Origin of the sequence: Mixta gaviniae (assembly GCF_002953195.1) — a bacterium.
GTDB lineage: Bacteria > Pseudomonadota > Gammaproteobacteria > Enterobacterales > Enterobacteriaceae > Mixta > Mixta gaviniae.
The window spans coordinates 3,106,011-3,130,077 of sequence record NZ_CP026377.1; the positions used below are offsets into that span (position 1 = coordinate 3,106,011).

General features: G+C 58.5%; 20 protein-coding genes and 1 pseudogene. 3 read left to right on the plus strand and 18 right to left on the minus strand.

Going from position 1 to position 24,067, the window contains the following annotated elements; all coding sequences use genetic code 11:
* Positions 1–32: 32 nt before the first annotated feature.
* On the plus strand, positions 33–578 hold the full coding sequence (locus C2E15_RS14390; RefSeq protein WP_104959193.1) for an NADPH-dependent FMN reductase: 546 nt from the start codon (positions 33–35) through the stop codon (positions 576–578).
* Positions 579–591: 13 nt separating this feature from the next.
* On the opposite strand, the gene C2E15_RS14395 is transcribed toward C2E15_RS14390, so the two are convergent.
* From C2E15_RS14395 to lrhA, 15 genes and pseudogenes are all read right to left on the minus strand, one after another.
* Positions 592–1,065 (minus strand): GNAT family N-acetyltransferase, encoded by a 474-nt coding sequence (locus C2E15_RS14395; RefSeq protein WP_104957983.1) that lies wholly within the window; start codon positions 1,063–1,065, stop codon positions 592–594.
* Between the two features lie 178 nt (positions 1,066–1,243).
* Complete coding sequence (gene nuoN / locus C2E15_RS14400) at positions 1,244–2,701, minus strand: NADH-quinone oxidoreductase subunit NuoN (protein ID WP_104957984.1); 1,458 nt, start codon at positions 2,699–2,701, stop codon at positions 1,244–1,246.
* 6 nt (positions 2,702–2,707) lie between these two features.
* Complete coding sequence (gene nuoM, locus C2E15_RS14405; RefSeq protein WP_104957985.1) at positions 2,708–4,228, minus strand: NADH-quinone oxidoreductase subunit M; 1,521 nt, start codon at positions 4,226–4,228, stop codon at positions 2,708–2,710.
* A gap of 126 nt (positions 4,229–4,354) precedes the next feature.
* Complete coding sequence (nuoL, locus tag C2E15_RS14410; RefSeq protein ID WP_104957986.1) at positions 4,355–6,190, minus strand: NADH-quinone oxidoreductase subunit L; 1,836 nt, start codon at positions 6,188–6,190, stop codon at positions 4,355–4,357.
* Positions 6,187–6,489 carry an NADH-quinone oxidoreductase subunit NuoK gene (gene nuoK, locus C2E15_RS14415; RefSeq protein ID WP_013509877.1) on the minus strand — a complete coding sequence of 101 codons (303 nt, stop codon included), beginning with the start codon at positions 6,487–6,489 and terminating at the stop codon, positions 6,187–6,189. Before nuoK ends, nuoL begins: the two co-directional genes overlap by 4 nt.
* Complete coding sequence (gene nuoJ, locus C2E15_RS14420) at positions 6,486–7,043, minus strand: NADH-quinone oxidoreductase subunit J (RefSeq protein WP_104957987.1); 558 nt, start codon at positions 7,041–7,043, stop codon at positions 6,486–6,488. The genes nuoK and nuoJ overlap by 4 nt, the downstream gene beginning before the upstream one ends.
* Positions 7,044–7,053: 10 nt before the next feature.
* Positions 7,054–7,596, minus strand: coding sequence for an NADH-quinone oxidoreductase subunit NuoI (gene nuoI / locus C2E15_RS14425; RefSeq protein WP_038625089.1), 543 nt, complete (start codon positions 7,594–7,596; stop codon positions 7,054–7,056).
* Between the two features lie 13 nt (positions 7,597–7,609).
* A complete protein-coding gene (gene nuoH, locus C2E15_RS14430) occupies positions 7,610–8,587 on the minus strand; it encodes an NADH-quinone oxidoreductase subunit NuoH (RefSeq protein WP_104957988.1) in 978 nt (325 codons plus the stop codon).
* The gene (nuoG, locus tag C2E15_RS14435) at positions 8,584–11,307 is read right to left on the minus strand and encodes an NADH-quinone oxidoreductase subunit NuoG (protein WP_104957989.1); all 2,724 of its coding nucleotides are present in this window, start codon (positions 11,305–11,307) and stop codon (positions 8,584–8,586) included. The genes nuoH and nuoG overlap by 4 nt, the downstream gene beginning before the upstream one ends.
* A gap of 192 nt (positions 11,308–11,499) precedes the next feature.
* Positions 11,500–12,840 (minus strand): NADH-quinone oxidoreductase subunit NuoF, encoded by a 1,341-nt coding sequence (gene nuoF, locus C2E15_RS14440; protein ID WP_174705724.1) that lies wholly within the window; start codon positions 12,838–12,840, stop codon positions 11,500–11,502.
* 2 nt (positions 12,841–12,842) lie between these two features.
* Positions 12,843–13,386: pseudogene (gene nuoE, locus C2E15_RS14445) on the minus strand (NADH-quinone oxidoreductase subunit NuoE).
* Positions 13,361–15,160, minus strand: a complete 1,800-nt coding sequence (nuoC, locus tag C2E15_RS14450) for an NADH-quinone oxidoreductase subunit C/D (protein ID WP_104957992.1) — start codon at positions 15,158–15,160, stop codon at positions 13,361–13,363. The pseudogene nuoE and the gene nuoC overlap by 26 nt, the downstream one beginning before the upstream one ends.
* A gap of 120 nt (positions 15,161–15,280) precedes the next feature.
* On the minus strand, positions 15,281–15,958 hold the full coding sequence (locus tag C2E15_RS14455) for a NuoB/complex I 20 kDa subunit family protein (RefSeq protein WP_104957993.1): 678 nt from the start codon (positions 15,956–15,958) through the stop codon (positions 15,281–15,283).
* A gap of 15 nt (positions 15,959–15,973) precedes the next feature.
* The gene (locus tag C2E15_RS14460) at positions 15,974–16,411 is read right to left on the minus strand and encodes an NADH-quinone oxidoreductase subunit A (protein WP_104957994.1); all 438 of its coding nucleotides are present in this window, start codon (positions 16,409–16,411) and stop codon (positions 15,974–15,976) included.
* Between the two features lie 663 nt (positions 16,412–17,074).
* Positions 17,075–18,001, minus strand: coding sequence for a transcriptional regulator LrhA (gene lrhA, locus C2E15_RS14470; RefSeq protein WP_104957996.1), 927 nt, complete (start codon positions 17,999–18,001; stop codon positions 17,075–17,077).
* 993 nt (positions 18,002–18,994) lie between these two features.
* Between lrhA and C2E15_RS14475 the strand changes: the two genes are divergently transcribed.
* Positions 18,995–20,212: a pyridoxal phosphate-dependent aminotransferase gene (locus C2E15_RS14475; RefSeq protein ID WP_104957997.1), complete on the plus strand. Its 1,218-nt coding sequence runs from the start codon at positions 18,995–18,997 to the stop codon at positions 20,210–20,212.
* Between the two features lie 116 nt (positions 20,213–20,328).
* Complete coding sequence (gene yfbR, locus C2E15_RS14480; RefSeq protein ID WP_104957998.1) at positions 20,329–20,928, plus strand: 5'-deoxynucleotidase; 600 nt, start codon at positions 20,329–20,331, stop codon at positions 20,926–20,928.
* On the opposite strand, the gene C2E15_RS14485 is transcribed toward yfbR, so the two are convergent.
* The 3 genes from C2E15_RS14485 to C2E15_RS14495 all read right to left on the minus strand — a co-directional run bounded on the left by C2E15_RS14485 (position 20,929) and on the right by C2E15_RS14495 (position 24,005).
* On the minus strand, positions 20,929–22,761 hold the full coding sequence (locus C2E15_RS14485; protein ID WP_104959194.1) for an SLC13 family permease: 1,833 nt from the start codon (positions 22,759–22,761) through the stop codon (positions 20,929–20,931).
* Between the two features lie 76 nt (positions 22,762–22,837).
* Positions 22,838–23,497, minus strand: coding sequence for a sugar phosphatase (locus C2E15_RS14490; RefSeq protein WP_104957999.1), 660 nt, complete (start codon positions 23,495–23,497; stop codon positions 22,838–22,840).
* Between the two features lie 13 nt (positions 23,498–23,510).
* Positions 23,511–24,005, minus strand: coding sequence for a YfbU family protein (locus C2E15_RS14495; protein ID WP_104958000.1), 495 nt, complete (start codon positions 24,003–24,005; stop codon positions 23,511–23,513).
* Positions 24,006–24,067: the final 62 nt, after the last annotated feature.

Genomic DNA, 24,067 nt, shown 5'->3' on the forward strand with positions numbered 1-24,067 from the left:
GTATTCATTATATTGAAAAAAGTGAGGGAAAGATGAGTGAGAAAAAACAGTTTGTCACGCTGGTCGGCAGCCTGCGCCAGGGCTCTTTTAACGCGGCGGTAGCGCATACGCTGCCGGAACTGGCGCCGGAAGGGGTAACCATCAGCCACTTAGGCTCGCCGGGCGATTTTCCTCACTATAATGCCGATCTGCAGGAGGCGGGTTTTCCGGCACCGGTGCTGGCGATGGCCGAGGCGATAGCCCGGGCCGACGGGGTGATTATCGTCACGCCAGAATATAACTACTCGGTGCCCGGCGTGCTGAAAAACGCCCTCGACTGGCTATCGCGCGTCTCGCCCAATCCTTTCGCCGCGAAACCGGTGCTGATCCAGAGCGCTTCGCCGGGCAATATCGGCGGCGCGCGCGCCCAGTATCATCTGCGTCAAATCCTGGTCTTTTTTGATGCGCGCGTGATGAATAAGCCAGAAGCGATGATCGGCCAGGTTACCGATAAGGTAAAAGATGGCGTGCTGGTGGATGACGCGACCCGCACCTTCCTCAGCAAGCAGCTGCAGGCGTTCGCGGATTTCAGCCGCTAAGACGCGCGGAGCGTTACGGCTCCGCGTCCGGCGTGCCGGGGCTGACCATCGTAATATGGGGAATATTATCCTCCAGGTAGATGTCGCCCACCGGGGTAAAGCCCATACGCATATAAAAAGCCTGCAGGTGCGCCTGCGCGGACAGCGCCAGCTGACGACCGGGCCAGTGCTGCTGGCAGCTAAGCAGCACCTGCTCCATTAAGCGATAGCCCAGGCGCAGCCCGCGCGCTTCGCTGGCGACGATCACGCGGCCGATGGTAACCGGAGCGCGTTCATCCGCCGGCGTCAGCAGCCGCGCGCAGGCCAGCAACCTCCCCTCTCCGATGGCGAAGATATGGCGGTTGTCGCGCGTCAAATCTTCTCCGTCGATATCTTCGTAAGGGCACTGCTGTTCAACAATAAAGACCCTGTTGCGCAGCGCCAGGATCGCATACAGCTGATGAATGTTTACTTCGCTGTGGTGCAGATCGTACCAGGTTAAATCCATTCTCTTCACTCCTGAAAAGGTTTCCCGGGCATCCGGTCGGTAGCGGTTTTATACCATTGCGGAGGGCAATAAAAACAGCGCCGGCGCGCCCGTTTTGCCTCTTCGCCAGCAGAAATGGTCGGGCCGCGGCCAAAAAAAAGCCCTGTATCGCTACAGGGCTTATTACTTATCACGCAGATTACATCAGCGGCTGCGCCAGCTGCACCAGACTGATCAGCGGCTGCGGATAGACACCCAGCAGCAGCACCAGAATGGCGGAGATCAGCACTACCACGCCGCCGGCGGTAAACGCCCAGTTAGCCGGCGTATCACGGGTATGCAGCTCCGGCGGGCTGAGGTAGAGGCTGACAGTGACGCGCAGGTAGTAGTAGAGGCCGATGGCGCTGCCTAATACCACCGCGCCGGTCAGCCACCACAGCGAGGCGTTAACGCCCAGCGCGATCACGTAGAACTTGCCGATAAAGCCCAGCGTCATCGGAATACCCGCCAGCGACAGCATCATCACCGTCATCACCGCTGACAGCACCGGACGATGCCAGAACAGGCCGCGATAGGAGTAGAGCGAATCGGCGTCCGGCCCGCGATAAGGGCTGGACATCAGGCTCACCACGCCAAAGGCGCCAATGCTGCTGAACAGGTAACCCGCCAGGTAGACGCCGGCGGTTTCCAGCGACATCTGATGCGACTGCACCGCAATCAGCGCCACCATCAGATAGCCGAGGTGGGAGATAGAGGAGTAGCCCAGCAGACGCTTGATGTTGCTCTGGCTGATCGCCAGCAGGTTACCAAACAGGATGGAGACCACGGCGATAATCGCCAGCACGTTACGCACCGCTTCGCTGTCGGTGGCCGGCGCGTACATAAACAGACGCATCAGCGCGCCGAAAATGGCGATTTTGCTTGCGGTCGCCAGGAAGGTGGATACCGGAGCAGGCGCGCCCTGATACACATCCGGCGTCCAGAGGTGGAACGGCACCAGCGACAGCTTGAAGCCCAGGCCGATGATCATCATTCCCAGCCCTACCAGCAGCAGCGGCTGATGCAGCATGCTATCGGTCAGGCTTTTGCCCAGCTCAACAAAGCTCAGGCTGCCGGAATCGGCATAGACCAGCGCGATGCCGAACAGCAGGAATGAAGAGGCGGCCGCCGACAGAATGGTGTATTTCAGCGCCGCTTCCAGCGAGCGCTTCTGACGGAAGGCGTAGCCGATCAGACCAAACAGCGGCAGCGACAGCAGTTCGACGCCGATGAACAGCGAGGCCATATGGTTGGCGCTCGCCAGCACCACGCCGCCCAGCGCGGCGATCAGTACCAGCAGGTAGAACTCGTCGCGGTTATCGCTAAAGCCCTGCAGCCAGGGGTAGGCGAAGGTACAGGTCGCCAGGCTCGCCAGCATCACCAGACCGGTATAGAACATCGAGAAGCCGTCGACGCGCAGCAGCGGTGTGACATCCATCGGCCCTGCCTGGCCGACAAACCAGAGTGACAACAGCGCGAGGTTGAGGCCAATCACGGTCAGCGTCGCATTGACAAAATGGTTGCGTCGCCACGCAATGGACAGCATCACAACCACCACCGTCAATCCGACGATCAACAGCGGCAGCAGCGCGATCAATTGTTGAGGAGTTATTGTCATGGCGAATTACGGCCTTGTAGTTGAAATTGAAGCGGTATACCACTGCTGAATATTGCTCATGGCAGCGTGTGAGGTGTCCAGGATCGGCTGCGGGTAGATCCCCAGCAGCACCAGCAGAACCACCAGCACCATAATCATAATGAACTCACGCGGGGACATGCCGCGCAGCGGCGTCTCCGACTTCGGCGCGCCGTAATAAGCGCGCTGCATCATGATCAGCGAGTAAACAGAGGCGAACACCAGACCAAACGTGGCGATTACGATAATGGTCGGCACCACCTGGAAGCTGCCGGTCAGGATCATAAATTCGCCGGCGAAGTTACCGGTGCCCGGCATCCCGAGGTTCGCCACCGCAAAGAACAGCGACAGGCCAGGGATCCACTTGATGCGTGACCAGAGGCCGCCCATCTCGCGCATATCGCGAGTATGCAGACGTTCATAGAGCTGGCCGCAGAGAATAAACAGCGCCGCCGCAGAGAGGCCGTGCGCAATCATCTGCACCACAGCGCCCTGGAACGCCAGCTGGCTGCCGGTGTAGATGGCGATCAGCACGAAGCCCATATGGGAGATAGAGGTGTAGGCGATCAGACGCTTGATATCGGTCTGCGAGAAGGCCATCCAGGCGCCGTAGAAGATACCGATAATGCCCAGCCACATCGCAATAGGCGCAAACTCTGCCGAGGCGTTCGGGAACAGCGGCAGGCTGAAGCGCAGCAGACCGTAGGCGGCGGTTTTCAGCAGAATACCGGCCAGGTCGACGGAGCCTGCAGTCGGCGCCTGACTGTGCGCGTCCGGCAGCCAGCCATGCAGCGGCACCACCGGCATTTTTACCGCGAAGGCGATAAAGAAGCCCAGCATCAGCAGATATTCCACGGTGTGGGACATCGGGGTCTGCAGCAGCGTTACATAGTTGAAGGTCCAGACGCCGGTCGCGCGGTAATGCACAAACACCAGGCCCAGAATCGCAATCAACATCACCAGGCCGCTCGCCTGGGTATAGATGAAGAACTTGGTGGCAGCGGTAATACGGGTTTTCCCGTCAGATGCCTTATGTCCCCAGAGCGCGATGAGGAAATACATCGGCACCAGCATCATCTCCCAGAAGAAGAAGAACAGGAACATATCGATAGAGAGGAACACACCGATTACGCCGCCCAGGATCCACATCAGATTGAGGTGGAAGAAGCCCTGATACTTTTCGATCTCATTCCAGGAGCAGAGTACCGCCATCAGCCCCAGCAGGCCGGTCAGCACCACCATCAGTAGCGACAGGCCGTCCAGCGCCAGGTGGAACGCGATGCCGAAGCGCGGGATCCAGGGAACGGAAAACTCAGACTGCCACTGCGGAATGCCGGCAGCCTGGGTCAGTGAATAGCCTCCCTGCAACCAGAGCTGCAGTGAAAGCGCCAGCGTCAAGCCCATTGTAATCAGGGCGATCCAGCGTGGCGTCCTCGCGCCTAAGCGCTCGGCGAGCCAGCAGAGGAAGCCACCGACAAACGGGATAACAATTAGCCAAGGTAATAACATGGCGGTTACGGTCCCTTTTCTAGTCCTGCATGAGCCGCCGGCAACCTTTGCCAAACGCGCTCAACCTCAGGTTTTTTCACAAGCTTATCGGGTGGGATGCGGCGCACCGCATCCCGCTCACTAACCTTACATCACCAGCAGCAGCGCCAGCACCACCACGGCGCCCACGCCCATCGAAGCGACATACCAGCGCAGATAACCATTTTCGCTTACCACCAGGCCTTTGTTGGCCAGGCGAGAGGCCAGCGCCGGCGCATTCAGCAGCGCGTTCAGCGGATCGCGCTTCAGCAGCCAGGCAACGCCCAGGTAAGGCTTAACGAAAATTTTGTCATACAGCCAGTCGAAGCCCCATGCGGCGAACCACCAGGTGCCAAAGAAGCGGCCCGGCGCGCTGTTCGCCACGCTGGAAACCAGCGTGCGCTTACCAAGCCACAGCCAGGCGGCGATCAGGATGCCGACGATAGCGACAACGCCCGACGCGATCTCCAGCGCCGTTTTGCCCGCTTCGCCATGGTCGCCTTCCGGCAGCACACCCGCCAGCGGCGGCGTGATCAACGCGCCGATGAAGGTGGACAGTACCAGCAGCACGATCAGCGGCAGATGATGGGTAATGCCCTTGCCCGCATGCGCATGAATTTTCTCTTCGCCGTGGAAGACGATAAAGATCATGCGGAAGGTGTAAATCGAGGTCAGGAAAGCGCCGACCAGACCGGCAACCATCAGGTTGACATGGCCGTTCGCCAGCGCGCCGAACAGGATCTCATCCTTACTGTAGAAGCCCGCCGTCACCAGCGGCAGCGCGGCCAGCGCCGCCCCGCCCACCAGGAAGCAGACATAGACCAGCGGGATGCTTTTACGCAGGCCGCCCATTTTGAAAATGTTCTGCTCGTGATGACAGGCGAGGATCACCGAACCTGAGGAGAGGAACAGCAGCGCCTTGAAGAACGCGTGGGTCATCAGGTGGAAAATCGCCGCATCCCACGCCTGTACGCCCAGCGCGAGGAACATGTAGCCGATTTGGCTCATGGTCGAATAAGCCAGCACGCGTTTGATGTCGGTCTGCACCAGCGCGGCGAAGCCCGCCAGCACCAGCGTCACCGCCCCAACAATACCCACCAGGTGCAGCACCTCCGGCGTCATCAGGAACAGGCCATGGGTGCGGGCGATCAGGTAGACGCCTGCGGTCACCATGGTAGCGGCGTGGATCAACGCGGAAACCGGCGTTGGACCCGCCATCGCATCGGCCAGCCAGGTCTGCAACGGCAGCTGAGCGGATTTACCGACCGCGCCGCCCAGCAGCATCAGCGTCGCCCACTGCAGCATCGTGCTATCCGCCGCGAAGTGCGCCGGCGCCAGTTCGACCATTTCACGGAAGTTCAGCGTGCCCAGCTCGTTGTAGAGAATGAACAGCGCGAACGCCAGGAAAACGTCGCCGACGCGGGTGATGATAAAGGCTTTCATCGCCGCCTTGCCGTTATCCGGATTGGTGTAATAGAAACCAATCAGCAGATAAGAGCAGAGCCCCACCCCTTCCCAGCCGAGATACATCAGCAGCAGGTTATCGGCCAGCACCAGAACCACCATGCTGGCGATAAACAGGTTGGTATAGGCGAAGAAGCGTGAGTAGCCCTCTTCCCCACGCATATACCAGGAGGCGAACATATGGATGAAGAAGCCAACGCCGGTCACCACTGACAGCATGGTGAAGGAGAGGCCGTCCAGCGTCAGCGTGACGCCGATATTGAAGTTGCCGACATGCATCCAGGTCCAGAGCGCCTGGGTAAACAGCTGTTTGCCGTTGGCGAAAAAGTCGAGGCCGACCCAGGCGGTGACCAGCGCCGCCAGACCGATCGATCCGACGCCAACGGTCGCCGACAGATTTTCCGACCAGCGGCCGCGCGAGAACGCCAGCAGCACAAAGCCGATCAGCGGCAGCAGTATGGTTAAGTACAGAAGATTCATCCGCGCATCTCGCTTACTGTGTCAATGTTCAGGGTTTGACGACGGCGGTAAAGCTGCAGCAACAGCGCAAGGCCGATACTGGCTTCCGCTGCGGCGAGGCTGATCGCCAGGATATACATTACCTGGCCATCCGCCTGCCCCCAGTAGCTTCCCGCCACCACTAACGCCAGGGCTGCGGCATTAATCATGATTTCCAGACCGATCAGCATAAACAGCAGATTGCGGCGCAGCACCAGCGAGGTCAGTCCGAGAACAAACAGCACCGCCGCCAGAATCAGTCCATGTTGCAGAGGGATCATGCGCGCTCCTCCTTACTTTTCGCCGTCGCCGCGTCGCTGACGCGGTTGCTTAATATTTCACCCTGACGATCTTCGCGACCGATATGGAACGCCACCACCAGGCCCGCCAGCAGCAGCATGGAAGCCAGCTCTACCGCGAGAACGTAAGGCCCGAACAGGCTGATGCCGACCGCTTTCGCATCGATCACCGTGCCATCGATACCCTGATCGTTGGCGGTCATAATGGCGTAGACCATCACCACCAGCAGCAGCAGGGAGACCAGACCCGGCCCGATCCACAGCGAAGGCTGCAGCCACTGACGCTCCTGGTTCTCCACCGACTTGCCGAGGTTGAGCATCATCACCACGAAGACGAACAGCACCATGATGGCGCCCGCGTAGACGATGATCTCCAGCGCGCCGGCGAAATAGGCGCCGAGCGAAAAGAAGACGCCGGCGATAGCCAACAGCGAGATGATCAGGTACAGCAGCGCATGCACCGGGTTGGTGTGGGTGATCACGCGTAGCGTGGTTAACACCGCCACCAGACCACAAAGATAAAACGCAAATTCCATGCCGGGCTCCTTAAGGTAACAAGCCTTTGACGTCGATGGGTTTGGCTTCGTTTTCCGCTTCGCCCTTGTCTTTCCCTTCGATCGCCATGCCTGCCATACGGTAGAAGTTGTATTCCGGGTATTTGCCCGGCCCTGAAATCAGCAGGTCTTCTTTCTCGTACACCAGATCCTGACGTTTGAATTCGCCCAGCTCGAAATCCGGCGTCAGCTGAATCGCGGTCGTCGGGCAGGCTTCTTCACACATACCGCAGAAAATGCAGCGCGAAAAGTTGATGCGGAAAAACTCCGGATACCAGCGGCCATCTTTGGTTTCCGCCTTTTGCAGCGAAATACAGCTGACCGGACAGGCGACGGCGCACAGGTTACACGCCACGCAACGCTCTTCTCCGTCCGGGTCGCGCGTCAGGACGATGCGTCCGCGGTAACGGGGCGGCAGGTAGACCGGCTCTTCCGGATACATTTGGGTTTCGCGCTTGGCGAAGGCGTGCATGCCCACCATCCAGATACTGCGTACCTGGGTGCCGAAACCGACAATAATGTCTTTTAATGTCATGGTTACAACCCCTTTACTGCGCGTTGTACAGAATCACTGCGGCGGTAGCCAGCAGGTTCAACAGCGTCAACGGCAGACATACTTTCCAGCCGAAGGACATGACCTGGTCATAGCGCGGACGCGGCAACGCGGCACGAATCAGAATAAACATCATCATGAAGAAGGCCGTTTTAATCGCGAACCAGATAAAGGGCGGCAGCCACGGGCCGTGCCAGCCGCCGAAGAACAGCGTTACAATCAGCGCGGAAACCGTGGTAATCGCCACATACTCGCCCACGAAGAACAGGCCGAACTTCATGCCGGAATATTCGATGTGGTAGCCGTCCGCCAGCTCCTGCTCCGCTTCCGGTTGGTCGAACGGGTGACGGTGACACACCGCCACGCCGGCGATACAGAAGGTAATGAAGCCGAAGAACTGCGGGATAATGTTCCACAGATGGGTCTGGTCGTTGACGATATCGTTCATATTGAACGATCCCGCCTGCGCCACCACGCCCATCAGCGACAGCCCGAGAAACACTTCGTAGCTCAGCGTCTGGGCGGAGGCACGCATCGCGCCCAGCAGCGAGTATTTGTTGTTGCTCGACCAGCCGGCGAACAGCACCGCATAGACCGCCAGGCCTGCCATCATCAGGAAGAAGAGCAGCCCGATGTTCAGGTCAGTCACCATCCAGGTCGGCGTGACCGGCACAATGGCGAACGCCAGCAGCAGCGAAACAAAGGCGATAACCGGCGCCAGGGTAAAGATAAAGCGATCGGTAAATGGCGGAACCCAGTCCTCTTTAAAGAACATTTTGATCATGTCCGCCACCAGCTGCAGCGAGCCGCCCCAGCCGACACGGTTAGGCCCGTAACGGTTCTGGAACAGACCGAGCAGACGGCGCTCGCCGAAGCTCATAAAGGCGCCGCAGGCGACCACCACCAGCAGGATAACGATCGCTTTCAGTACGCCCAGCAAAATATCGATAACGTCCGGTGTCAACCAGCTCATTGTGCCGCCTCCCGCAGAGTCTCAATATCGGCGCCCGACAGGAACGGCGGAACGCCCGGCATGCCGAGCGGTAAGCCCACCTGCCCCGGCTGCAGCGCGTCCGAGAAACGGACGGGCAGACGCAGCGTTTCGCCCGCGCAGTTCAGCTCCAGCGCCGCGCCGGCGTTAACGCCGAGCGTGGCGGCGTCGGCCGGGTTGATCACCACTGCCGGCTGCGGCATACGTTGCTGCATCACCGGCGCGCGTTGCGCCATCTCTTCGCTGCCGAACAGATTGTAGTAAGGCGCGACGCGCCAGCCGCCGTTACGGGCGAAAGCGGTCGGCACGCGATCGAACCAGGCAAGCTGGCCCGCGGAAGCTTCAAACAGACGCACGCCAGGATCGCCGTTGCGCAGTTTGCCGCCCACTTCATCCTGGAACTTGTTCCACGCCTGCGGGGAGTTCCAGCCTGGCGCCCAGGCGAAAGGAATATCCGAGCGCGGCGCGCTGGGCTGGTTGTTGCCTTCCATCGAGAAGGAGAACATGGTGTCCACATCCTGCGGCTGACGCGGCTCATGCACGCTGATATTGGCGCGCGCGGCGGTGCGTCCGCTGGAGCGATGCGGCGAACGCGCCAGCTTCTGACCGCGAATGCGGAAAGAGGCGTCCGGCGCGGCCTGTTTAATCTCTTTCAGCTGCGGCAATGCCTGCGCCACGGCGTCGATAACGTGGTCCAGCTGCGTCCAGTCGACGTGGCGGCTCTGGATGGCGCTATGCAGCGAGTGCAGCCAGCGCCAGCTTTCCAGCATGACCACCTGGTTGTCGTAATAGGCGGGATCGTAGACCTGGAAGAAGCGCTGCGCGCGGCCTTCCTGGTTGATCAGCGTGCCGTCGCTTTCGGCGAAGCTGGCGCCGGAAAGGATCAGGCCCGCTTTTTCCATCGTCGCGGTGCGCTGATGATCCAGCACGATTACGTTGTCGACGTGGCGCAGGGCCGCGTCCACCTTCGCTTTCGGCGCGTGACGGTAAAGATCGTTTTCCATGATCACCACGGCGTCGGCGCTACCGCTCTCCAGCTCGCCCAGCGCGTCATCGAGCGTCATGCCGCCGATCATGCCGAGGCCGACGCTGTTAGCGGCGGAGGCGATCAGCGTAATGCCGACGTCGGCGCCGCGGCCTTTCAGCGCGCGCGCCACGTTGGCCGCTGCTTCAATCATCGCTTCGCTGCCGGCGTGGGTGCCGGAGACGATTAACGGTTTTTTCGCGCCCGCCAGCGCCTGTACAATCACATCGACTTTGCTGTTAAGGCTGCTGTCGAAATCGCTGACCGCCGGCGCGCTGTCATCAAGCGCATGGGCGATAGCGAAGCCGAGACGCGCCTGATCTTCCACCGGCGCGCGATAACTCCAGGCAGCGATATCATCGAGACGGGTTTCATCAACGTTGGTGACGAACAGCGGGTGTTTCGCATGCTGGCCGATATTCAGGATCGCGGCGATCTGCCAGTCGGCGACTTTCTGCGCCGCCGCCATTTCGCGCGCCTTGCCTTTAACGGCCTGACGCACCGCCAGCGCCACGCGCGCGCCGGTTTGGGTCAAATCTTCACCCAGCACCAGCACCGCATCGTAGCTTTCGATTTCACGCAGCGCCGGAGTATGAATGCCGCCTTCGCGCAACACTTTCAGCATCAGATCCAGACGCGCCTGCTCCCCTGCCGGCATGCCGGTAGAGAAGTTAGCCGCGCCGACCAGTTCGCGCAGGGCGAAGTTGCTTTCCACGCTGGCGCGCGGCGAGCCGATGCCGATCACTTTTTTCGCCTGACGCAGCACGTCCGCCGCGCCCTGCATCGCCTGTTCAGCGTTAAGCGCTACCCAGTTATCGCCACGACGCTGCATCGGTTGACGCGGGCGATCTTTACGGTTCACGTAGCCATAGCCGAAGCGACCGCGGTCGCACAGGAAATAGTGGTTGACGCTGCCGTTGTAGCGGTTTTCGATACGGCGCAGTTCGCCATAGCGCTCGCCCGGGCTGATGTTGCAGCCGACGCTGCACTGCTGGCAGATGCTCGGCGCGAACTGCATGTCCCATTTACGGTTGTAGCGTTCGGAATGGGTTTTGTCGGTAAAGACGCCGGTCGGGCAAATTTCCACCAGGTTGCCGGAGAATTCGCTCTCCAGCGTGCCCTCTTCCGGGCGGCCGAAGTAGACGTTGTCATGTGCGCCGTAGACGCCCAGATCTTTGCCGTCGGCGTAATCTTTGTAGTAACGCACGCAGCGGTAGCAGGCGATACAGCGGTTCATCTCGTGAGAGATAAACGGACCGAGATCCTGATTGCGGTGGGTACGCTTGGTGAAGCGGTAGCGGCGGAAGCTGTGGCCCGTCATCACCGTCATATCCTGCAGGTGGCAGTTGCCGCCCTCTTCGCAGACCGGGCAGTCGTGCGGGTGGTTGGTCATCAGCCACTCGACCACGCTTTCACGGAACTCTTTCGCTTCACCATCGTCAATAGAAATAAAGGTGCCGTCGGCGGCTGGCGTCATGCAGGACATGACGAGGCGACCGCGGGTATCCTCAGCGTTTTGGTATTGCTTTACCGCGCACTGGCGGCAGGCGCCAACGCTTCCCAGCGCCGGATGCCAGCAAAAATAAGGAATATCCAGGCCAAGGGAGAGACACGCCTGCAGCAGGTTGTCCGCCCCATCCACCTCATATTCTTTACCGTCTACATGAATTGTAGCCATAGTGAACATGCTTCCGTAAGGCTCGGATGTCCGAGCGTTAAACACAATTCTTTTTTACCCTTCGCCGTTCAGGCCGCAGCGGTGTTGGCTGCCTTCCCTCACCGCGCTCACTTACTGAGGTCAGCGCGCGGGATGCATTCATCGCTGCGCCAGGGTAAAGCGGCGCTAACCGTATTCCGTTGCTGCTCTGTTTTACCAGCGCGCTTTCAGCAGGTTAGGCTGGATGCCGTTAATATGACGGGCATTGCCGAAAACCTGCGGCGCGATGCCGGCTTCAAACTCTTCACGGAAATACTTAATGGCGCTCTGTAAAGGCTCGACCGCGCCAGGCGCATGGGCGCAGAACGTTTTGCCAGGACCGAGCTGGCGGCAAAGCTGCAGCAGCGTCTCGATATCGCCCGGCTGCCCTTTGCCCTGCTCCAGCGCGCGCAGAATTTTCACGCTCCACGGCAGACCGTCGCGGCACGGCGTACACCAGCCGCACGATTCGCGTGCAAAGAACTCTTCCAGGTTGCGCACCAGTGACACCATATTGATCTCATGATCCACCGCCATCGCCAGCGCGGTGCCGAGACGGCTGCCCGCTTTGCCGATGCTGGCAAACTCCATCGGTAGGTCAAGATGCTGGTCGGTAAGGAAATCGGTACCGGCGCCGCCTGGCTGCCAGGCTTTGAATTTCAGCCCATCGCGCATGCCGCCCGCGTAATCTTCCAGAATCTCACGCGCTGTAATGCCGAACGGCAGCTCCCAGACGCCCGGGTTTTTCACGCGTCCGGAGAAGCCCATCATTTTGGTGCCCGCGTCATCGCTCTTCGACAGCCCCTTGTACCACTCCACGCCGTTGGCGAGGATGGCGGGCACGTTAGAGAGCGTTTCGACGTTGTTAACGCAGGTCGGCTTGCCCCAGACGCCGGCGGAGGCGGGGAACGGCGGCTTGGAGCGCGGGTTAGCGCGGCGCCCTTCCAGCGAGTTGATCAGCGCGGTCTCTTCGCCGCAGATATAACGCCCGGCGCCGGTATGCACGATCAGCTCGAAGTCGAAGCCGGTGCCGAGAATATTTTTCCCGAGGAAACCGGCTTCGGTCGCTTCGGCGATGGCGCGGCGCAGATGCACCGCCGCCTCGATATATTCACCGCGCAGGAAGATATAGCCGCGATACGCTTTCAGCGCGAAGGCGCTGATCAGCATCCCCTCCACCAGCTGATGCGGCATCTGCTCCATCAACAGGCGATCTTTATAGGTACCCGGCTCCATCTCATCGGCGTTGCAGAGCAGATAACGAATGTTCATCGATTCGTCTTTCGGCATCAGGCTCCACTTCAGACCGGTGGAGAAGCCTGCGCCGCCGCGCCCTTTCAGGCCGGAATCTTTCACCAGCCCGACGATTTCGTCCGGCGCCAGGCCTTTCAGCGCTTTTTCCGCGCCGGCATAGCCGTTTTTACTGCGGTATTCGTCAATCCAGACCGGCTGCTTGTCGTCGCGCATACGCCAGGTCAGCGGATGCGTCTCCGCAGTACGAATGATCTCTTTCACTGTCATTGATACTGCTCCAGTAACGATGAAATGTTTTCCGGCGTCAGGTGAACGTGCGTGTCCTCATCCACCATCATCGTCGGGCCCTTATCACAGTTACCCAGGCAGCAGGTCGGCAGCAGCGTGAAGCGGCCGTCAGCGGTGGTTTGGCCCGGCTTGATATTCAGCTTCTGCTCCAGCGCGGCCTGAATGCCCTGATAGCCAGTAATATGACAGACCACGCTATCGCAATAGCGGATCACATGGCGTCCTACCGGCTGGCGGAAAATCTGGCTGTAGAATGTCGCGACGCCTTCCACATCGCTGGCGGGAATGCCCAGCACCTCAGCGATGGCATTGATGGCACCATCCGGCACCCAGCCGCGCTGCTTCTGCACGATCTTCAGCGCTTCGATTGAGGCTGCGCGTGCATCTTCATAATGGTGTTTTTCATGCTCAATCGCGTCGCGTTCTGCCGCACTCAGCTCAAAGACCCCGGTCGGGTCGATCGTTTCGATGGCAATTTTTTGATCGTGCATAATTAGCGGTCCACGTCTGACATAACAAAATCGATACTACCCAGGTAAACGATCAGGTCGGATACCAGGCTGCCGCGGATCACCGATGGGATCTGCTGCAGGTGCGGGAAGCTTGGCGTACGAATACGCGTGCGATAGCTCACGGTGCTGCCGTCGCTGGTCAGGTAGTAACTGTTGATCCCTTTCGTCGCCTCAATCATCTGCAGCGATTCATTAGCGGGCATCACCGGCCCCCATGAGACCTGCAGGAAGTGTGTGATCAGCGTTTCAATGTGCTGCAGCGTACGCTCTTTCGGCGGCGGCGTGGTCAGCGGATGATCGGCTTTGAACGGGCCGGCTGGCATGTTGTTCAGGCACTGCTCAAGAATGCGCAGGCTCTGCCACATCTCTTCCATTTTCAGCATGACGCGGGTGTAAGCGTCGCTGACGCCGTTGCCCACCGGCACCTCAAAATCGAAGTTTTCATAGCCGGAGTAAGGACGCCATTTGCGCACGTCGAAATCGACGCCGGTGGCGCGCAGCGCCGCGCCGGTTGTGCCCCAGGCCAGCGCTTCGTCTTTACCGTAGGCGGCGACGCCTTTGGCGCGCCCTACCAGCACGCTGTTTTTCAGCGCGACGGTTTCATACTCTTTCAGGCGCTTCGGCATCCAGTCGAGGAACTGACGCAGCAGACGCTCCCAGCCGTTCGGCAGGTCATGCGCCACGCCGCCGATGCGGAACCAGGCCGGATGCATACGGAAGCCGGTAATCGCTTCCACCACGTCATAGATTTTCTGACGGTCGGTAAAGGCGAAGAACACCGGGGTCATCGCGCCGACGTCCTGAATAAAGGTGGAGATGTAGAGCAGATGGCTGTTGATACGGAACAGCTCGGAAAGCATCACGCGGATCACGTTAACGCGATCCGGCACCACGATGCCCGCCAGCTTCTCTACCGCCAGCACGTACGGCATTTCGTTGACGCAGCCGCCGAGGTACTCCACGCGATCGGTGTAAGGAATGTAGCTGTGCCAGGACTGGCGTTCGCCCATTTTTTCCGCGCCGCGGTGGTGATAGCCGATATCCGGTACGCAATCGACGATCTCTTCGCCATCCAGTTGCAGAATGATGCGGAAAGCACCGTGCGCCGACGGGTGGTTCGGGCCGAGGTTGAGGAACATAAAGTCCTCGTTTTCGGTGCCGCGTTTCATCCCCCACTCTTCCGGTTTGAAGAGCAGCGCTTCCATTTCCAGATCTTCTTTCTGTTTGGTCAGCTCATACGGGTCGAACTCGGTGGCGCGCGCCGGGTAATCTTTACGCAGCGGGTGGCCTTCCCAGGTCGGCGGCATCATGATGCGCGTCAGATGCGGGTGCCCGTCGAAAGTGACGCCGAACATCTCCCAGGTTTCACGCTCATACCAGTTGGCGTTCGGGAAAAGTTTGGTGAAGGTCGGCAGGTGCATGTCGTTTTCGGACAAAGCAACCTTGAGCATAATGTCGCGATTACGTTCAATGGAGAGCAGGTGATAGAACACGGAAAAGTCGGCGGCGGGCAGCCCGTTGCGGTGAGTGCGCAGGCGCTCATCCATGCCGTGCAGATCGTAGAGCATCACATAGGGTTTCGTCAGCTTACGCAGAAATTCCCCGATTTCCAGCAGCTGTTCGCGTTTTACCCATACTACCGGCATACCGGTGCGGGTTGGCTGAACAGTAAAGGCATCCGGCCCAAAACGGTTACGCAGCTCGCCGATCACCGGATCATCCAGATGATCCCGGGTTTGCCATGCAGGCTGAGCGAGATCTTGCGTGGTCAAATCTGTCATACGTTACTCACCATTCTGGCCTGAAAACAGGCGCGAAGTCGTTGGTGTCAGGATGAGGTGCGCGCGTTGGTTTGTAATGTTATTGCGCGGCGTGTCGGGCCTCATCCATAAACAGTTGTTTTAAATTTCGTCCGGGGTACGCAGGTTGGTCACCGCAATACGCTCGCCACGCTTCCTTTCGCGCTCGGCCTGCATATTGGCGCGGTACACGCCCTGATCGCCTACCACCCAAGAGAGCGGACGACGCTCTTTGCCGATCGATTCCTGCAGCAACAGCAGCGCCTGCATGTAGGCTTCCGGACGCGGCGGGCAGCCTGGGATGTAGACATCTACCGGCAGGAACTTATCCACGCCCTGCACCACGGAATAGATATCGTACATGCCGCCCGAGTTGGCGCAGGCGCCCATGGAGATCACCCATTTCGGCTCCAGCATCTGGTCATACAGACGCTGAATAACCGGGGCCATCTTTTTAAACGGCGTGCCGGCGACCACCATAAAATCCGCCTGACGCGGCGAGGCGCGCAGCACTTCTGAACCGAAGCGCGCGACGTCATGTACCGCGGTAAAAGAGGTGGTCATCTCCACATAACAACAGGAAAGGCCGAAGTTATACGGCCAGAGAGAGTTTTTGCGACCCCAGTTCACCATGTCATGCAGCGCATTTTCCAGCTTGCCCATGTAAACGCTGCGGTGGACGTGCTGCTCCAGAGGGTCGGGAACGATCTCCTGTTTCTGCAGGGGATAACGGTCGTTCTCACCACCGTTGGGGTCTATGCGGGTGAGCGTATAGTCCATCTTAATGCCTCGCTGTTACTGCTTTTGAGGGTTGGTGTTAGTGACCTTGCCGGTATCAACGTCCACGCGACGACGCGCAGGCGCCCAATCCAGCGCGCCAATACGCACCAGATAAACCAGACCAGCCAACAGCACCAAAATGAAAATTGCGGCTTCAACAAAGCCGACCCAGCCGCTTTCGCGGATTGAGGTCGACCATGCGTATAAAAAGAGGGCTTCAACGTCGAAGATGACGAAGAACATCGCCACGAGGTAGAACTTGGCAGAAAGGCGAAGATGCGTGCTACCAACCGGGTCGATACCGGATTCAAAAGGTGTGTTTTTATGACGCGCGCGTGCGCGGCCGCCTAACAGCCAGCCGCCGGCCAGCATGAAGAGGCACAGCCCGATAGCGACAACGATAAAAACAGCGAATGCCCAGTGATGAGCGATAACTTCTGTGGTTGTTGACATACTCTCTGCTTACTCATCAAAAGTGGCGTTTAGCGTCCTGCGAAGCCGATGGCGAAGAACACACCACATTAATTCAAGGGAAGGATGAAAAACCTTATAAAATATGCTGTCTTTAACCTATAAGCAGCAATTTAATGGGGTTTTTTACCCCTTTCTATAACCTTTTGTCAACTTTGACAAAAGTATCCACACGGTAATTTACACTTGCATCATTTTATTAACATATGATGCGCAGATTTTAGGCTAAATCGTGTCAGTTTGAGGATGTAAATTAAGTGTAGTGGGTATTTGCACCTCTGGATCGTGCATTTAACAAACATATTTTGACAGGAAACTGACAGATTTCCTGCCCCAAAACAGGGTTATTTTCTTGATCCAGGACACACTTTTACCCTTTTTGCTAAAATAACAGACAGTTCGTATGATTATTTTTTAAACAAAACGAATACAGTGCGGCGTTTTGACCGGACAACATCGCCATAGCGCAGCGGCTGCTGTTTTTCAGAGCAGCCCAACAGCCAGGAGGAGTAAAAAAGGCGTCTCCGCGCCGGAAAAGGTGCATAAAAAAAGCCTCCCGACGCGCATTGCGCCTGAGAGGCTTTTTTCTGACGCTTTGCGTCGCTAAACGTCATTTATAATGAGAAAAATTCTCATTTTTAATACTTATTCTTCATCATCCAGCAACATGGCGTCGCCCTGCCCGGCCAGCGCCAGGTTGTACGGGTCGTTGCTGGATTCCATCGCGTTGAAAATCGCCAGCGCCAGCTCGTTTTCGCTGTCCGGGTTGCGGCACAGCAGATACTGTGTATCCGGCAGTACCGGCAGGCCTTCAGCCGCGCCCATGACGCGCAGCTCAGGGCTCATCATCTCAACCGGACGCGCGGTGACGCCCAGGCCCGCTTTCACTGCGGCGCGCACTGCCGCCAGCGTGGAAGCGACGTAAGAGATGCGCCACGGAATGCCCGCCTCGTTGAGGTGATCGATGGCCATATCGCGGTACGGGCTCGGCTCATCCAGCAGCACCAGAGGAATTGCTTCGCCGCGCTGGAAGATGTAGTCAGCGGCGCAGTACCACAGCGTCGGGGATGTACGCAGCACCTGATGGGTAAAAGAGCCCGGGCTGGAGGTGGTGACCACCAGATCAACTTCGCCCTGGTTCAGCATCTCCATCATAAACGGGTTACGTTTGACGCGAACGTCGATCGCCAGCTTCGGATAGACAGAGGTCACGCGGTTCAGCAGGAACGGCAGAATGGTGTCTGACGTATCGTCGGACGCGCCGATAGTCAGCACGCCCTGCACATTGCTGTACATCAGCGAGGTACAGGCTTCGTCATTAAAACGTAAGATCTTACGGGCATAACCCAGCAGCTGGATGCCATGCTCGGTCAGCAGTTTGTTACGGCCGTGGCGGGCGAACAGCTCTTTGCCCACCAGCTGCTCCAGACGCTGCATCTGCTGGCTCACCGCCGACTGCGTTCTGCATACGGCGGCCGCAGCGGCGGCGAAAGTGTTGAGATCTGCGACTGCTACGAAGGTTCTCAGCAGATCGAGATCGAGATTGAGTATCGGACGATTTGCACTAGTCATATTTTTTTCTTCACTTATAAGTTTTTAAGAACAACTACCCTGGTGTTACTTCCGCCGATCAAATGTCAGACGGAGATAGAACTGGCAAAATGACGTTTCCCGTCGGGAAACGACAGCTTTACACTGCACAAAGAAAAGCTGCTGTTCATGCTACTGCTGAGGGAAATGCGCGCAAATCCGCCAGTGCCGTCAGTATCTTAAATAGACAATCATTTAGCGCGTACGCGCTGAAAACGGAACGCTAAACGCGTCCTGCTTTTGATGGAAACCGAGCCAACTACAGGCAAGCTCACTATGGGGCCGCTGGTTCATAACTTTAATATCGTGCGTCAGCAAAACGGCATAACGCAAAAACAGAATAATCAACCGGACTTAACTTTCGCCGTCGCCGCTGCGGTTTTTTAACGCAGTCTGGCGGGCTTGTTTTTGTCACAAAGTCCGTTGATGGATATCCTGCCACAACGACGCTTACTTTTTAAGCCCCAATCGCATTTTTCTTATCAATAAAGCACCATTTTAGCATTAATACGCTTTTTTCCCGGGATTGGTTTTCCTACCCCCCTGGCTGAAAAGCAGCCTGTTGCGCGACAGCATGGGTGACAGAGGAAAGCGGTCTGAAAAACTGGCGCGATGAATCATTCTCCCCTTTCCTGCTTATCGGCACTTTAAGTAGCAAAATTTAACTGTTTCGTTCCGTATCAATCTACTATTTTTATCTTACTTTACTTCTTTTTCTGATCTGGCTCTCATACCGTTGTGCAAGGTTTACAGCGAAACCGCAGGTAACAGTTATTCATGCTGTTTCTTGACGGTTAATTAGTTTTTTAAACCAGATAAGTTGCGCTGACCAATGTTGCATACCAGCCAGCCCGGCATTGATTGCCGGTTGCGCCAAAAGCCTGACCCGCCCTTCAAAAGTTGAGATCAGAGGAGTAAATTGAGCGGGTTTATTTCCACGGCAGGAATGCAGTTCTGTCAGTTAAGGCGCAAGCAATGAATACAATTATCGAAAAATCTTCGAAGCTGGATAACGTGTGTTATGACATCCGCGGTCCGGTGCTGAAAGAGGCCAAACGTCTCGAAGAGGAAGGCAACAAGGTGCTGAAGCTCAATATCGGCAACCCTGCGCCGTTCGGCTTCGAAGCGCCGGATGAGATCCTGGTCGACGTGATCCGCAACCTGCCAGGCGCGCAGGGCTACTGTGACTCCAAAGGGCTTTACTCCGCGCGCAAAGCGATTATGCAGCACTATCAGGCGCGCGATATGCGCGACGTCACCGTTGAAGATATCTACATCGGCAACGGCGTCTCCGAACTGATTGTGCAGTCGATGCAGGCGCTGCTGAACAGCGGCGACGAAATGCTGGTGCCGGCGCCTGACTACCCGCTGTGGACGGCGGCGGTCTCTCTCTCCAGCGGCAAGGCGGTGCATTACCTGTGCGACGAATCCGCTGGCTGGTTCCCGGACCTGGCGGATATCCGCAGCAAAATCACGCCCCGCACGCGCGGTATCGTGATCATTAACCCGAATAACCCTACCGGCGCGGTGTACAGCAAAGAGCTGCTGATGGAAATCGTCGAGATCGCGCGCGAACATAACCTGATTATCTTCGCTGACGAGATTTATGACAAAATTCTCTATGACGCCGCGCAGCACCACTCTATCGCCGCGCTGGCGCCCGATCTGCTGACGGTGACCTTTAATGGCCTGTCAAAAACCTACCGCGTGGCCGGTTTCCGTCAGGGCTGGATGGTACTGAACGGGCCGAAAAAGCACGCCAAAGGCTATATCGAAGGCCTGGAGATGCTCGCCTCAATGCGCCTGTGCGCCAACGTGCCGGCGCAGCATGCGATTCAGACCGCGCTGGGCGGCTATCAAAGCATCAGCGAATTCATTATGCCAGGCGGACGGCTCTATGAGCAGCGCCAGCGCGCCTGGGAGTTGATCAACGAGATCCCCGGCGTCAGCTGCGTGAAACCGCAGGGCGCGCTCTATATGTTCCCGCGCATCGACGCGAAAAAGTTCAACCTCCACGACGACCAGAAGATGGTGCTGGATTTCCTGCTGCAGGAAAAAGTGCTGCTGGTACAGGGGTCCGCCTTTAACTGGCCGTGGCCGGATCACGTGCGCATCGTTACGCTGCCGCGCGTCGACGATCTGGAGATGGCGATCGGCAAGTTTGGTCGTTTCCTTGAAGGCTACCGCCAGTAAGCAGCAATGGCACGCGCACGGCCGGCTGTAGCGTGCGTGATGAAAAGGCTATACTGTGTCGCTGCGGAGATCGGGTTCGCCGGTTTCCGCAGCCGCCCTGAGGAGACGCCTTTTTCATGAAGCAGAGCCATTTTTTCGCCCACCTTTCCCGCCTTAAACTGATCAACCGCTGGCCGCTGATGCGCAACGTGCGCACGGAAAATGTCTCTGAGCATAGCCTACAGGTAGCCATGGTTGCCCATGCGCTGGCGCTGATTAAAAACAAGAAATTCAACGGCAGCCTGAATGCGGAGCGCATTGCGCTGATCGCGCTCTATCACGACGCCAGCGAAGTGTTGACCGGCGATCTGCCGACGCCGGTAAAGTATTACAATGCCCAGATCGCGCATGAATATAAAAAGATTGAAGAGATCGCGCGCCATAAGCTGATCGAGATGCTGCCGGCGGAGCTGCAGGACGCCTGGCGCCCGCTGCTGGATGAGCAGCAGCAGAGCGAAGCGGAGAACGCGATCCTGAAACAGGCCGATGCGCTGTGCGCCTATCTGAAATGCCTGGAGGAGCTTTCCGCCGGCAATAATGAGTTCCGCCTGGCAAAAGCGCGGCTGGAAAAAACGCTGCAGCAACGGCGCAGCGAAGAGATGGACTACTTTATCGAAGTCTTCGTGCCAAGCTTCAACCTGTCGCTGGATGAGATATCCCAGGACACGCCACTGTGATCAGAACGGAAACAGCAGCGGCACCAGCAGTACGCTGACCGCCATCACTATCAGGGTGAAAGGCACGCCGATTTTCACAAAGTCGCCGAAGCGGTAGCCGCCCGGCCCCAAAACCAGCGTATTGACCGGCGACGAGACCGGCGTCATAAAAGCGGCGGAGGCGGCAATGGCGATAATCATCGTGAAAGGATAAGGCGATACGCCCATCTGCCCCGCCGCCGCCACGCCGATCGGCGCCATCAACACCGCCGTGGCGGTATTCGAGATAAACAGCCCGATGGTGGCGCACAGCACAAACAGGCAGAGCAGCATAAGGTGCGGCCCGCGGTTGCCGGCCACATCCATCAGGCCCTGCACCACCAGCGCCACGCCGCCGGTTTTTTGCAGCGCCAGCGCGAACGGCATCATCCCGGCGATGAGAATCAGCCCCGGCCAGTGAATGGCTTTATAAGCGCTCTCCATATCGATGCAGCGGAATTTCCCCATCAGCAGGCAGGCGATTAAGGCGGCAACTGGGCCTGGGATCGCATCGGTGATCATCAACGCCACCATCAGCGCCAGGCAGAACAGCGCGTGCGGCGCCTGACTGTGCGCGGGCACTGCTTCATCAATTTCGGCAGGCAACGCCAGCAGCAGCAGATCGCGCTTTTGCTGCTGCAGCTGCTGAATGCAGCGCCAGTCGCCGATCACCAGTAGCGTATCCCCCACTTCCAGCGGCTCGTCGATCAGCGCGCCCTCCAGCAGGCTGGCGCGACGCCGGATGCCGATAACGCTGACGCCATAGCGGCTGCGGAAGCCAAGTTCGCGCACGCTTTTGCCGGTGAGTTCGGAGTCGGGGATCAGCAGCACCTCCGCCATGCCAACGTCGCGGGCACGGTCGGAAAAGTAATCGCCGCGCAGGATCAGCGGCTCCAGCCGCTGCTCGCTGCAGAACTGGCGCAGGTCGATCTCGGCGGCCGACATATCAATCAACAGCACGTCACGGGCACGAAAGGTGGTTTCGCCGGTCACCGTCACCATCACCCGGCGGAATTTACGCCAGCGCTCCAGGCCGACCACGTTGGCGCCATACTTCTCGCGCAGACGCAGATCATCCAGACGGTGCCCGATCAATGGCGATCCCGCGCGGATCGCCAGGCGGCGGGCGCGTCCGCTAAGACGGTATTCGCGGATAAGATCGCGGAAATTACGACGGCGCGGCGCGGCGCTGCCGGCAGCCTCCGTTGAACCGGCAAGCCAGTAACGCGCCGCCAGCATATAGCCGATGCCCAGCACCAGCACTACCAGCCCGATCGGGGTGACGGCGAAAAAGCTGAAGCCCTCCAGCCCTTCGCGCTGCAGCTCACTGTTGACCACCAGGTTCGGCGGCGTTGCCACCAGCGTCATCATGCCGCTGATCAGCGCCGCCACGCTGAGCGGCATCATCAGCCGCGCCGGCGACGAACCGATTTTGGCCGCCACGCTCAGCACTACCGGGATAAAAATCGCCACCACGCCGGTAGAACTCATAAACGCCCCCAGCCCGGCGACGGTCAGCATCAGCCAGAAAATCATTTTGCTTTCGCTGTTGCCGGCGATTTTCATCAGCCACTCGCCGGTCTGTAGGGCGACGCCGGTGCGCACCAGCCCCTCGCCGATCACAAACAGCGCGGCGATAAGGATGACGTTAGGATCGCTGAAGCCGATGGTTGCTTCCTGCAACGTCAGCGTCCCGCTGAGGACAAAAGCGATGATGACCAGCAGCGCGACGACATCCATACGCAGCCGGCCGGAGGCGAACAGCCAGACGGTCACCGCCAGCAGCGCCAGCACCCACAGAAGTTGATTATTCACCGCATCCTCCGCCATCCAGGCCATCTGAATGCGCAGCATGCCATAAAAAAACCCCGCGATAGCGGGGTTAAATCAATCAGTTTTGGGTTAGCACCGTGACCGTGCCGTCGGGCGCTTTACTGATGCGCAGCGCGGTGAGGGTTGTGAGCTGCAGCGCCGTCTCCGCAAGGCGCGGCGTATCGGCGGGCGCATTCACGGCGATCACCGCGCTGCCGGCGGCGAGGCCGGAAAGAATGCCGGCAGGAGCGTCTTCCACCACCACGCACTCTTCAGGCTTCAGCCCCAGCAGTTTCGCGCCGGTCAGGTAGGCCTCCGGCTCCGGCTTGCCGTTTTTCACCTGCTCGGCGGTGACAAAGTGGGCCGGCAGCGGTAAGCCCGCCGCCTGGCGACGCGCGGAAGCCACCGGCATTGAGCCGGAAGTGACGATAGCCCAGGGGATCTCAAGCTCATTGAGCTGCGCCAGCAGCTCGCGGGCGCCGGGCAGCGCGCTGACGCCGTCGGTATCTTCCGCCTCGGTTTTTTCCAACAGATGAAACTCCTGCTGGATCGCCTCTTCGCTGCTGCCGCGCATAAAGTGACGCAGTGAGGTAATGGCCTGCTTGCCATGGATAAAGTTCAGGATTTCATCCGCATCGATCGCGTGGCGTTTGCCCCAGTTAGTCCATGCGCGTTCCACGGCCGGTAAGGAGTCCACCAGCGTGCCGTCCAGATCAAACAAAAAGCCTTTACACTTCACTTGCGTTTCCTTCTCAGGCGTTGATGATTTGCGCGATCTCAGTCGCGCACAGGTGATACTGCCGCGGACAGGTTTGCCAGACGGCGAGCATGCGTTGATATTTTTCCCACATCGGCGTCTGGGCGTTAAAGCCGTGCGTGCCGCTGTCGAAGTGGGTATAGCGCCCTTCCACGTTAACCATAAAGCGTACATAGCCCAGATAACGCGCTTCGGTCGCCGCGTCAAAACCGAGGAACTGCAGCCGACGCGGGTCAATATCCGCTTGCTCCTTGAGATTCTCCCAGGAGACGCGCAACGCATGATGCATTTCCATTATATTGATAATCGCGCGGCATACCTCTTCGCTCAGCTCGCCGAACTCGCGATCCAGCTCGCGCATCTGCAGGCTGTAGCCTCGCTCGATAATGGTTTGCAGCCGACGATAGCGTTCGCCGTTGTCCGGGTCGAGCAACGTCATCATTTTGTATTGGTTCGAAAGAATCAAGCGCTGCGCGTGCGTCATGTCCATCTTCAACTCCTGTTTACGGCCAGATAAAGGATGTTCAAGAATCGCACAGCAGTTAACGAGGC

Coding starts and splice junctions, on each gene's coding strand:
- nuoK (WP_013509877.1), bottom strand. CDS start 6,489: ATGATCCCTCTGCAACATGGACTGATTCTGGCGGCGGTGCTGTTTGTT.
- C2E15_RS14495 (WP_104958000.1), bottom strand. CDS start 24,005: ATGGACATGACGCACGCGCAGCGCTTGATTCTTTCGAACCAATACAAA.
- nuoG (WP_104957989.1), bottom strand. CDS start 11,307: ATGGCTACAATTCATGTAGACGGTAAAGAATATGAGGTGGATGGGGCG.
- nuoL (WP_104957986.1), bottom strand. CDS start 6,190: ATGAATCTTCTGTACTTAACCATACTGCTGCCGCTGATCGGCTTTGTG.
- C2E15_RS14475 (WP_104957997.1), top strand. CDS start 18,995: ATGAATACAATTATCGAAAAATCTTCGAAGCTGGATAACGTGTGTTAT.
- nuoJ (WP_104957987.1), bottom strand. CDS start 7,043: ATGGAATTTGCGTTTTATCTTTGTGGTCTGGTGGCGGTGTTAACCACG.
- C2E15_RS14455 (WP_104957993.1), bottom strand. CDS start 15,958: ATGGACTATACGCTCACCCGCATAGACCCCAACGGTGGTGAGAACGAC.
- C2E15_RS14390 (WP_104959193.1), top strand. CDS start 33: ATGAGTGAGAAAAAACAGTTTGTCACGCTGGTCGGCAGCCTGCGCCAG.
- yfbR (WP_104957998.1), top strand. CDS start 20,329: ATGAAGCAGAGCCATTTTTTCGCCCACCTTTCCCGCCTTAAACTGATC.
- lrhA (WP_104957996.1), bottom strand. CDS start 18,001: ATGACTAGTGCAAATCGTCCGATACTCAATCTCGATCTCGATCTGCTG.
- nuoI (WP_038625089.1), bottom strand. CDS start 7,596: ATGACATTAAAAGACATTATTGTCGGTTTCGGCACCCAGGTACGCAGT.
- nuoN (WP_104957984.1), bottom strand. CDS start 2,701: ATGACAATAACTCCTCAACAATTGATCGCGCTGCTGCCGCTGTTGATC.
- nuoC (WP_104957992.1), bottom strand. CDS start 15,160: ATGACAGATTTGACCACGCAAGATCTCGCTCAGCCTGCATGGCAAACC.
- nuoM (WP_104957985.1), bottom strand. CDS start 4,228: ATGTTATTACCTTGGCTAATTGTTATCCCGTTTGTCGGTGGCTTCCTC.
- C2E15_RS14460 (WP_104957994.1), bottom strand. CDS start 16,411: ATGTCAACAACCACAGAAGTTATCGCTCATCACTGGGCATTCGCTGTT.
- C2E15_RS14395 (WP_104957983.1), bottom strand. CDS start 1,065: ATGGATTTAACCTGGTACGATCTGCACCACAGCGAAGTAAACATTCAT.
- nuoH (WP_104957988.1), bottom strand. CDS start 8,587: ATGAGCTGGTTGACACCGGACGTTATCGATATTTTGCTGGGCGTACTG.